10 protein-coding genes and 2 riboswitches are annotated in these 10,230 nt (G+C 48.9%); of the genes, 9 read left to right on the top strand and 1 reads right to left on the bottom strand.

Annotation, left to right across the window (positions count from 1 at the left end):
- The first annotated feature begins 79 nt into the window (after positions 1 to 79).
- A riboswitch (FMN riboswitch) is annotated at positions 80 to 214 on the top strand.
- A 120-nt stretch (positions 215 to 334) separates the two neighbouring features.
- From ACZ25G_RS04650 to ACZ25G_RS04685, 8 genes are all read left to right on the top strand, one after another.
- Positions 335 to 925: an ECF transporter S component gene (locus ACZ25G_RS04650; RefSeq protein ID WP_342680927.1), complete on the top strand. Its 591-nt coding sequence runs from the start codon at positions 335 to 337 to the stop codon at positions 923 to 925.
- A gap of 28 nt (positions 926 to 953) precedes the next feature.
- Positions 954 to 1,055, top strand: a riboswitch (SAM riboswitch).
- Positions 1,056 to 1,179: 124 nt separating this feature from the next.
- A complete protein-coding gene (gene metK / locus ACZ25G_RS04655) occupies positions 1,180 to 2,361 on the top strand; it encodes a methionine adenosyltransferase (RefSeq protein WP_463681700.1) in 1,182 nt (393 codons plus the stop codon).
- Between the two features lie 97 nt (positions 2,362 to 2,458).
- Positions 2,459 to 2,833: a hypothetical protein gene (locus ACZ25G_RS04660; protein ID WP_463681701.1), complete on the top strand. Its 375-nt coding sequence runs from the start codon at positions 2,459 to 2,461 to the stop codon at positions 2,831 to 2,833.
- Positions 2,834 to 2,916: 83 nt separating this feature from the next.
- On the top strand, positions 2,917 to 5,145 hold the full coding sequence (gene recD2 / locus ACZ25G_RS04665) for an SF1B family DNA helicase RecD2 (protein ID WP_463681702.1): 2,229 nt from the start codon (positions 2,917 to 2,919) through the stop codon (positions 5,143 to 5,145).
- Positions 5,146 to 5,148: 3 nt separating this feature from the next.
- The gene (locus ACZ25G_RS04670; protein ID WP_463681703.1) at positions 5,149 to 5,868 is read left to right on the top strand and encodes a ComF family protein; all 720 of its coding nucleotides are present in this window, start codon (positions 5,149 to 5,151) and stop codon (positions 5,866 to 5,868) included.
- Positions 5,869 to 5,989: 121 nt separating this feature from the next.
- A complete protein-coding gene (gene mreB / locus ACZ25G_RS04675) occupies positions 5,990 to 6,997 on the top strand; it encodes a rod shape-determining protein MreB (protein ID WP_463681707.1) in 1,008 nt (335 codons plus the stop codon).
- 124 nt (positions 6,998 to 7,121) lie between these two features.
- On the top strand, positions 7,122 to 7,310 hold the full coding sequence (locus tag ACZ25G_RS04680; RefSeq protein ID WP_191481681.1) for a ferritin family protein: 189 nt from the start codon (positions 7,122 to 7,124) through the stop codon (positions 7,308 to 7,310).
- Between the two features lie 9 nt (positions 7,311 to 7,319).
- Complete coding sequence (locus ACZ25G_RS04685; RefSeq protein ID WP_463681704.1) at positions 7,320 to 7,589, top strand: spore coat protein; 270 nt, start codon at positions 7,320 to 7,322, stop codon at positions 7,587 to 7,589.
- 33 nt (positions 7,590 to 7,622) lie between these two features.
- Here the strand turns inward: ACZ25G_RS04685 and ACZ25G_RS04690 are convergent, their stop codons facing one another.
- The gene (locus tag ACZ25G_RS04690; protein ID WP_463681705.1) at positions 7,623 to 8,510 is read right to left on the bottom strand and encodes a mechanosensitive ion channel family protein; all 888 of its coding nucleotides are present in this window, start codon (positions 8,508 to 8,510) and stop codon (positions 7,623 to 7,625) included.
- A 316-nt stretch (positions 8,511 to 8,826) separates the two neighbouring features.
- Here ACZ25G_RS04690 and ACZ25G_RS04695 point away from each other — a divergent pair, with 316 nt between their 5' ends.
- A complete protein-coding gene (locus ACZ25G_RS04695) occupies positions 8,827 to 10,134 on the top strand; it encodes a galactokinase (RefSeq protein WP_463681706.1) in 1,308 nt (435 codons plus the stop codon).
- Positions 10,135 to 10,230: the final 96 nt, after the last annotated feature.

Raw genomic sequence — 10,230 nt, forward strand, 5'->3', positions numbered from 1 at the left:
AGCAGGGCTCTGTTTTCATTTTCCTTGTGAAACTCTTGACAGAAAGAACAACTGGTTCTATAATAAAGACAAATTTAACAGTCTGTTTCAGGGCGAGGTGAAATCCCTCACCGGCGGTGACCAGCTTGGTGCTGGAAGTCCGCGAACTCCAGATAGGAGCCGATTTGGTGCAATTCCAAAACCGACGGTATAGTCCGGATGAAAGAAACGACGGCAGTGAGCTGATAGTTCGCCTATGGCGCATGGAATACCATGCATCCTAGGCGTTTTTTATTGCTCTTGTCAAGATTTCCCCCAAACAGACCTCTCAAATTCATTTTTGGAGGTAGTTTTTATGAAAGTCAGTACCAAAAAGATGGCTGTCATGGCCATGCTGGCGGCAGTTTCTGTCCTGCTGGTCCTTATCCACATTCCCTTCCCGCCTGCGCCCTTCCTGGAATATGATCCAGCAGATATCCCTATCCTGATCGGCACCTTTGCTTATGGTCCGACGGCGGGCATCATTATTACGGTGGTCGTTTCTATTATCCAAGGCTTCACCCTCAGCGCTAGCAGCGGTATCATTGGTATTGTCATGCATATTTTGGCTACAGGCAGCTTTGCCCTGGTGGCGGGACTGATTTATCAAAGGAAAAAGACAAGGAAATCTGCTATTTTGGCCTTGGGACTTGGAGTTATTACCATGACGGTGATGATGGCTTTGATGAACCTAATCTTCACACCCATTTTCATGGGAACCCCGGTAGAGACGGTAGCGGGAATGCTCCTTCCTATCATCATCCCCTTTAACCTGATGAAAGCGGCAATCAACGCGGTGGCTACCCTGCTCCTCTACAAAGCGGTCAGCCGTTTTATTAAGGAGGATAGGCCAGAAATCTCTACGAAAAAGGTCGCATCTATTGACACCCAGGTGAAAAAGGGCTAAAATAGAGCCAATATAAAAAAACAACATAGCCTTATCAAGAGTGGCGGAGGGAACAGGCCCGATGATGCCCGGCAACCTGCAATGAAATGCGTAAGGTGCCAATTCCTGCGGCTTTGACCGGAGATGAGGAAAACATGTCCACAGCGCGCCCGGTCATTTGACCGGGCGCTTCTTACTGTCAAGACCCAAAAGGAGTGCCTGTTTAGTACAGGCGCAAATGAAAGATAAGGCTGCATCCAGAAAGGAAGGTAAACATGGCAAAATACCTCTTTACATCTGAATCTGTCACCGAAGGGCACCCTGATAAAATCTGTGACCAAATTTCTGATGCGGTCCTCGATGCCATCCTCACCCAGGACCCAGACGGCCGAGTGGCCTGCGAGACAGCTGTGACCACCGGCATGGTCATGGTTATGGGAGAGATATCCACCTCCTGCTATGTGGATATCCCTAAAATTGTACGGCAGGTTATCGGGGAAATCGGATATGACCGGGCAAAATATGGCTTTGACGCTGACACCTGCGCGGTGTTGACCTGCATTGACGAACAGTCTTCCGATATTGCTCTGGGGGTGGACAAAGCCCTGGAAGCAAAGTCCGGCAGTGCTTCTGATGCTGATGAAACCGGCGCGGGAGACCAAGGCATGATGTTTGGCTTTGCCTGCGATGAAACTCCGGAGCTGATGCCTCTGCCCATTTCTCTGGCCCATAAGCTGGCATATCAGTTGACCAGGATCCGGAAGGAAAACAGAGTTTCTTATCTACGGCCGGATGGCAAGACCCAGGTGACAGTAGAATATGAAGATGGCATTCCCAAACGGGTGGATACCATTGTCATTTCTACCCAGCACAGCCCCAATATTTCTCTGGAAACCATCCGACAGGATATGATCGAACAGGTAATACGTCCGGTGGTGCCGGTACGTCTCTTGGATGAAAATACAAAGATTTTGGTCAATCCTACCGGCCGCTTTGTAGTGGGAGGTCCTCAGGGTGACTCGGGCCTTACCGGCCGTAAGATTATTGTAGATACCTATGGCGGATATGCCCGGCACGGCGGCGGCGCTTTTTCCGGAAAAGATCCGACCAAGGTGGACAGAAGCGGCGCTTATGCCGCGCGCTATGTAGCCAAGAATATCGTGGCGGCGGGACTAGCCAAAAAGTGTGAAATTGAGCTTGCTTATGCCATCGGTGTGGCAAAACCCGTCTCGGTCATGGTGGATACCTATGGCACGGGATCCTATCCTGATGAGGAGCTGGCGAAAGCCGTTGAAAAGGTCTTTGACCTGCGGCCGGCAGCCATCATCCGTGACCTGGATCTGAGGAAGCCGATTTATAAGAAGCTTGCCGCATATGGGCATATGGGCAGAGAGGATCTGCAAGTCAAATTTGAGGAGACGGATAAAATAGACGATTTAAAGGCTTATTTTGCATAACACACTTTTCAAAAAAGGAAGGGGAAACTGATATTTCCCCTTCCTTTTTGATGCTTTTCACCATCTTTTTGTCCCAGACATACCATGGGGTGAGGTGATGAAAATGAATACAGTCTGGCTGATCGCTATCGGGTTTTTGACCCTGATAGGGATAATTGAGGTCATAGAGATGATCAAGCGCTGGGTGATGCGGGGAAAAAACCAGGGCCAGTTTCTGATCTGTGTACCGGTGGGTGGAGAGGAACCTGCCCTGGAATACAAAATCCGCAGTTTGGTCCAGAGGATGAACGAAAGCGATTTCGCAGCCGGAGAGCCGGTATATCTGGTGGATGTGGGAATGGATGGCTACGCCATGGAGATCTGCCGGCGCATGGGAGAACAATACCAGCAAATCCATGTTTGTAACAGCGGGCAGCTCAAAGCTTTGATGGAGTCGGGTTTGATTTGCAAAGAGCAGGGGAATGAGATATAATAAACATAGAAATTACAAGGTCCTGGAGGCCGCGCTTCCAGGGCCGTTTCCATTGGCGGAGAAAATGGCAACGGAGGCAGAAAATGCAGGAGAGGGAACTGACAACGCTGGAAGGCTCGGTGGAAGATATCGTATTTGCAAGTGATGAGACCGGCTTCACTGTGCTGGAACTCAATACCGGGGAAGAGCTTGTCACAGTAGTCGGTCAGATGGTGGAGGTCAGCGAAGGGGAACAGCTGCGTTTGGTAGGAGAATATGTCTCCCACCCCACCTATGGCCTACAGTTTAAGGCGTCTCTCTGTGAAAGGAGCCTTCCCGCCACCGCCAATGCCATCTATAAATATTTAAGCTCCGGGGCGGTCAAGGGGATCGGCCCTGTCATTGCCAAACGGATGGTGGACGCCTTCGGGGATGAGACGCTGGATATTATGTCGGAGCATCCGGAGCGGCTGACCGAGATCAAGGGCTTGACTCCCAAAAAGATAGAATCCATCGGACAGGAACTCAAACGGGTATTTGGAGTGCGCAGTGTAATGATGTTCCTCAGCCGGTTTGGCATCGTTCCTATGGTGGCGGTGAAAATCTGGCGGAAATGGGGAGCCGTCGGTGTGGATGTCATCAAGGCAAACCCTTATGTCCTATGCGCTTATGACATTGGCCTGGATTTTTCTGAGGCCGATGAAATCGCCCGGACCTTAGACTTTGATTCCGACGATACCCTGCGCATCCGGGCAGGGATTGTCTATGTCCTTTCCCACAATCTGCAAAATGGACATACCTGTCTGCCTAAGGACAAGCTCATCTCGGCCGCTGCCCAGCTGTTGGATGTTAGCAGCGATGAGGTGGAAAACGCTATGGTCCTGTCTTTGGAGGAAAACGAGCTGGTGGAGGAAATGCTGGGAGATCGGGTATTTCTTTATCTGCCGGAGCTCTATGGCGCGGAGCGATACATTGCCGGCCGGCTGGTCATGAATATGCGGTTGCTGACAGCGCCGGAACGCAAGAGAGACGGAGATATTCATAAACTGGAGCAACGCAAGGGGATTTCCTATGCTGTCCAGCAGAAAAAGGCCATTACCCAGGCCATGGTCAGCGGCGTCTTTATCCTGACAGGCGGGCCGGGTACCGGAAAAACCACCACCCTTAACGCCATCATTGATCTATTTGAGGAACAGGGGGATACAGTGGCCCTCTGCGCGCCCACCGGACGGGCCGCTAAACGTCTGACGGAATTGACCGGCCGGGAAGCAAAAACCATCCACCGCCTGCTGGAGGTGGACTTTACCGACCCTGGATCCCGGAGTATGGTGAAATTTAAGCGGGGAGAGAAAAATCCGCTGAAAGCAGATGTGGTTATTGTGGATGAAATGTCCATGGTGGACACCCTGCTCTTTGAAGCCCTCCTCCGCGCCATGAAACTTTCAGCAAAGCTGATTCTGGTGGGGGACAGTGACCAGCTTCCGTCTGTGGGAGCAGGAAACGTCCTCAAATCCCTCATTGACAGCGACTGCATCCCTTATGTGCGGCTGGACGAAATTTTCCGCCAAGCCGCTCAGAGCCTGATTGTCACCAACGCACATGCCATTGTGGGGGGAGAAGAGCCGGAGCTTTCTCAGCGGGACAACGACTTTTTCTTTATGGAAAGCCACAGCTATACAAAGACGGCCCAGATGGTGGCGGATCTGTGTGCACGGCGGCTGCCGGGTACCTATGGACTTTCCCCTCTATGGGATATCCAGGTGCTGGTACCCTCCCGCAAGGGGGAACTGGGTGCCATGGAACTCAACCGTCGTCTCCAGGAGACCCTCAATCCCCCCTCCCCTGATAAGACGGAATTCGTTTTTAACGGCATCACCTACCGGGAGGGAGACAAGGTGATGCAGATCCGCAATAATTATGATATGGTCTGGACCCGGGATAATGGAGAAAATGGCAGCGGTGTCTATAATGGAGACATTGGCCAGGTGGTCAAAATTGACCGGGGCAGTCGTATGATGCAGCTGCGCTTTGAGGATCGAAGCTGTTCCTATTCTTTTGATGGGGCAAACGAGCTGGAATTGGCTTACGCTGTTACCGTTCATAAAAGCCAAGGCAGCGAGTTTGAAGCCGTGATCCTTCCTTTGATGCACCCGACCCGGCGGCTTTATTTCCGCAACCTTTTTTATACGGCGGTGACGCGGGCAAAAAAGCTGCTGATTATTGTGGGCCCCAGAAGCGCAGTCAAATTTATGGTAGAAAACAATAAGAAAACACTGCGGTATTCGGGCCTGAAGGAGTTTATCCAGTGGGAAGTGGAGCAGCAGGAGGGGTAGAAAATGAACGGGACAATCGAGCGGCTGTTGTCGGTTCTGTTCTGTAAGCGATGCGCTATCTGTGGCAGGATCATCGGGCAGGAGGAAGAAATCTGCTCCTTGTGCCGCGCCGATCTCCCCACCATCGGCAGCGATATTTGCCCCTTTTGCGGGAGAGATCGGGCAAACTGTGTCTGCGAGGGGGATGAATTTGCCTTTGACGGTGCGGCCGCCCCTTTTTACTATGGAGGGAAGGCGCGGCACCTGATCCATCAGCTAAAATTTTACGGCCAACGGGAGCTGACACCATTGCTGGCCGTTTTCATGGAGACAAGGGTAAAAGAGGCCTTTCCCTCTGAGCAGTTTGACCTGATTGTCCCTGTACCCATGCACAGGTCAGAACGGCGGGAACGGGAGTATAACCACAGCGCCCTATTGGGAAAAGAACTTTCCCGGAGACTTGGCATTCCGCTCAGAGAAAAAGCCATCACCAAGGTGCGGGAAACCAAACGCCAGCGGGGCCTGCCTGCTGGGGAGCGGCGCACCAACCTGTCCGGTGCTTTTTCGGCTTGCTTGCCGGACTGGGCCAAGACAATTTTGCTGGTGGATGACGTGCTGACCACAGGCTCCACAGCGGGGGAGTGCGCCAAGGCGCTGAAGAAGGCGGGCGCCCAGCAGGTCTACTGCATAACCTGTGCCGCTACTGTGTTGGAACATGGAAATGGGACAAAAGAAAATCTTTGAGTCCCCAATCATCGTTCAGGAAATTTACTTGAAAAAACAAAAAAAACTACATATAATAATGGATTGAATATAAACGTTTAAAGATTTCATATAGAGAATAGGGGGACATAACGTGTCATCAATGGATATCGGTATCGACCTTGGAACTACAACAGTCATCATCTATTTTAAGGATAAGGGCGCAGTGCTCAGCGAACCGTCTGTAGTGGCAATCAATCGAAAAACAGATGAAGTAGTGGCGGTGGGAGAAGAAGCCTACCGCATGTTGGGAAAGGCGCCGGACAGGCTGCAGGTCATCAAGCCCATGAGTGATGGTGTCATTTCCGACTATGCGGCTACGGAGGTTATGATTAAATTTTTTCTCCACAAGGTCTTTGGAAACAGCATTATAAAACCTCGGGTGAGCATTTGCGTACCCTCCCAAATTACAGGGGTGGAGTCTAAAGCCGTGGTGGATTCCGCCGTCACCGCAGGAGCGCGGAAGGTCTATTTAATTGAAGAGCCGGTTGCGGCTGCTTTGGGGGCGGGACTGGATATTACAAAACCAAACGGCAACATGATTGTAGACATTGGCGGTGGCACTACCGACATAGCTGTCCTTTCCTTAAATGGAATTGTCACCAAGCAGTCGATTAAGGTTGCAGGCAACAAGATGGATGATGCAATCATCAGGCATATGAAAGATTATCACAACCTGCTCATTGGTGAGCAGACGGCGCGGCACATCAAAACAGAAGTAGGCTGTGCCTATCCCCGTGAGGACAGCAAATCAGTCGCTGTTAGGGGAAGAAATCTGCTCACCGGTCTTCCACAGATGATCGACATCGGTTGGAAGGAAATTTACGGAGCTATCAAAGATCACGTCGCGGAGATCATCCTCAGTGTCCAACAGGTCATTGAGCGGACCCCCCCAGAGCTAGTCGGAGATGTTTACAGTAACGGTATTGTGATGACGGGCGGCGGTTCCTTGCTCTATGGCATGGATACCCTCATTACCGAGCAGACCAAGATCAAGGCACGGGTGGCGGAAGATCCGGTCAACTGTGTGGCCAAAGGAACGGCCATGTCCTTTGATTATCTGGATAAGCTTTACGATGGCTTTGTGGATACAGGAATCAAAATGAAGTAGAAAAAAGCAGCCTACAGGCTGCTTTTTTTATTTTTATGCAAAAATTCTAAGGCCGATAATTTTGATAGTGTTGGACAAAATAATGCCAGGCTGTTCATTTGAGCCAGGAAGGAGTAGGTGCGTTTTGTCTAAGCTAAGTGAGAAAGAATTGGCCATGCTAGAGGATCAGCTTGGATATGAACAGGTGCTTGTCAAAAAATATAAAGCCTATGCCCAGGCCACCGATGACCCCCAGGTCAAGTCAAAATGTGAGCAGATTGCCGCTGCCCATCTCAACCACTATGAGAAGCTGGCAAAGAACCTGCAAAGTTAGGAGGACGTCATGAAAAGACTAGACGAGATAGGAATGAATGACAAAGACAGGATGAGTGATGCTCTGGCCTCCCAGAAATTCATTACTGGTATCTATAATTCCGGCGCCAACGAATGCGAGCATATGGAGCTGAAAAGTGATATCATGGGGATACTCCACGAGGAACACCAAATCCAGCAGGATATTTTCGATGATATGAAAAAAAGAGGCTGGTACGAGAGCAGGGAAGCTGACCCGGAAAAGCTGGAACAGGCCAGAAAAAAATACCTGAGGAAATAGAATAGGCCGGCTGATTATCCCAGCCGGCCTATTCTATTTCGAGGATTTTTTAAACGAATCATGTTTAATATGCATATCCACCTGGTTAAAGGGAATTTCAATTTGATTTTTATCGAATTCTTTCTTTACCTGTTCATACAGGTCGAAATTAAGGTCCCAATAGTGCTTGCTTTCCACCCAGACCCGACAGGCAATGTCCACCGAGTTAGCGGAATGAGAGCAGACGCGGATCATAGGTTCAGGATCCTTCAAAGCCAAGGGATTATTTTCTACAATCTGACGTAAAATCCCTTTGGCTTTTTCTAGATCGGTGTCATAACTGACAGAAAAGATGAGATCCAGCCGGCGTTTTTCCTCGGCAGAATAGTTGACGATGGTAGCATTACAGGCTTGCCCGTTGGGAACAAAAATCCGTTTGTTATCCGGTGTGTTCAAACGGGTATAAACAAGGCCGATTTCACAAACGGTACCAGAGACCGCCTGATCCTCTACCTCAATATAGTCCCCAAGGGTAAAGGGACGGGAAAAGAGAATCAGAATACCGCCGGCGACATTCTTGAGACTGTCCTGAAGGGCGAGGGAAATAGCGAGGCCCGCGCTTCCGAGGACGGTGACGAAGGTAGCGGTGGGGATGCCTAAGGTACTGGCTACTGTAATTAGCAGTAGAATCAATAGGACAATATGCAGGACGGACTGAATAAATCCGTGGAGGCTCACATCCAGCCGGCTTTTTTTAAGGCCCTTGGCAATCAACTTCATCAAGATTTTTATAATGACATATCCCACTGCCAATACGATGAGAGCAGTGACTAAGGTAGGAAGAAAATCTACCAGTTTATCTACAAACTGAGACCACATGGTCGACAGCTTGGAGGTATCTTGTGTCACCGTTTCCACGATTTTTTCTGCGGTGTCTTCCATCATCTTACCTCCCATGATAGTGATAGACGCCCTCACTTTTTGCAAGGCGTCAAAGATTATTTCATATGAGCATTATAATGGGAAAAAAGAACAAAAGCAAACACTTTTCGTCAAAATTGAAGGGCAAGAGGTGAATTTTTAAGAAAGTGTTGATTTTATGGATAGGACGTATTACTCTATAAAAAGGCCTGAGAAATATTTAGCCAAATTTTGCTCCCCATATTTAGTTTATTCTCTCAGCGATAAACTTAATTGGCAAGAATCAGGTACGTCCTGTTAGAAAGACAGCGTGCCTAGAATTAAAGGAGGACGCCGAATGCCATCATTTTATCGAGTGAAAGACGATTTGCTGAAAGGACGCTATGATTCTATATTTTCAGCTTTATATTCGCCCGATACAGTAGAGCGCCAGGTGAAAAGGTACCTAGCTGCCCTAGAACGATTTGCCAATCTTTACGGAGATGAGCGAGAAGTTTTTCTTTTTAGCGCTCCTGGGAGAACTGAGATTGGAGGCAACCATACAGACCATCAATGTGGCAGGGTTTTGGCGGCAGCGGTTAATTTGGATATGATTGCCGTGGTTTCCCCCAACACGGACCATCTAGTGCGGCTGAAATCCCATGGGTACAATATGGACACTGTTTCAATTGATGAACTGGAATTCCAGCAAACCGAATCAGGTACATCGGCATCTATTATTCGAGGAATACTTGCTAGGCTCAAAGAATTGGGACACCATATCAGTGGATTTGATGCCTATACTACTTCCGATGTATTAAAAGGCTCAGGGCTTTCCTCTTCAGCCGCTTATGAGGTGATGATCGGTACCATCCTTAACCATTTGTACAATGGGGGAAGACTTGGCCCTGTTGAGATCGCCAAAATCGGAAAATTTGCAGAAAATGCCTACTTTAAAAAACCTTGCGGCCTGATGGACCAAACAGCCTGTGCCATGGGCGGATTTGTTGCCATTGATTTTAAAGATCCTGAAAAGCCCTTGATTGAGAAAATCAAAGTGGATTTTTCAAAATATCATCATGACTTGTTTATCGTGGATACAGGAGATAGCCACGAGGATCTAACCCAGGAATATGCCCAGGTGATTTCAGAAATGGGAGAGGTGGCGCGGGCATTCGGGAAAAAGGTGTTGCGGGAAGTGGATTTTCGTACCTTTGCCGATTCAATTTACGACTTTCAGGTGGTATTGCGCCAAAAGCTCAGTGACAGAGCGATATTGAGAGCACTGCACTTTTTCGGTGAAAATGAAAGGGTAGAAAAGCAGGCGCAAGCCCTTAAAGAGGGAGACTTTGAACGCTTTAAAACACTGGTAATTGAATCAGGATATTCCTCTTTTATGCGGTTGCAAAATGTTTTTATTGGGTCTAAACCACAGCGTCAGGGACTCAGCCTTGCCTTGGCTATTTCCGAAGACCTGCTTAAGGGTCGCGGAGCTTGGAGAGTTCACGGAGGTGGATTCGCAGGAACGATGCAGGCGTATGTTCCGGAAGATTTGAGCAGAAACTATAAAGTAGTGATGCAGCAAACTTTGGGAACAGGGTGTTGTCATGTCCTTACTATCCGTAGTCAAGGGGCAATGATGGTCCTTCCTCAGGAATTGGCATAAAGGGAAAATAAAATTTGGCAATAATTTAACAAACTGGGGCAGATATTTCGTGTAAAAATGATGGGATTCATCATTGAAAAAAAAGGAAAATTATTA

The organism is Zongyangia sp., from assembly GCF_965361945.1.

What these genes read in the sequence shown, in the direction of transcription:
- ACZ25G_RS04650 (WP_342680927.1), top strand. Translation starts at nt 335, where the DNA reads ATGAAAGTCAGTACCAAAAAGATGGCTGTCATGGCCATGCTGGCGGCA.
- metK (WP_463681700.1), top strand. Translation starts at nt 1,180, where the DNA reads ATGGCAAAATACCTCTTTACATCTGAATCTGTCACCGAAGGGCACCCT.
- ACZ25G_RS04660 (WP_463681701.1), top strand. Translation starts at nt 2,459, where the DNA reads ATGAAAATGAATACAGTCTGGCTGATCGCTATCGGGTTTTTGACCCTG.
- recD2 (WP_463681702.1), top strand. Translation starts at nt 2,917, where the DNA reads ATGCAGGAGAGGGAACTGACAACGCTGGAAGGCTCGGTGGAAGATATC.
- ACZ25G_RS04670 (WP_463681703.1), top strand. Translation starts at nt 5,149, where the DNA reads ATGAACGGGACAATCGAGCGGCTGTTGTCGGTTCTGTTCTGTAAGCGA.
- mreB (WP_463681707.1), top strand. Translation starts at nt 5,990, where the DNA reads ATGGATATCGGTATCGACCTTGGAACTACAACAGTCATCATCTATTTT.
- ACZ25G_RS04685 (WP_463681704.1), top strand. Translation starts at nt 7,320, where the DNA reads ATGAAAAGACTAGACGAGATAGGAATGAATGACAAAGACAGGATGAGT.
- ACZ25G_RS04690 (WP_463681705.1), bottom strand. Translation starts at nt 8,510, where the DNA reads ATGGAAGACACCGCAGAAAAAATCGTGGAAACGGTGACACAAGATACC.
- ACZ25G_RS04695 (WP_463681706.1), top strand. Translation starts at nt 8,827, where the DNA reads ATGCCATCATTTTATCGAGTGAAAGACGATTTGCTGAAAGGACGCTAT.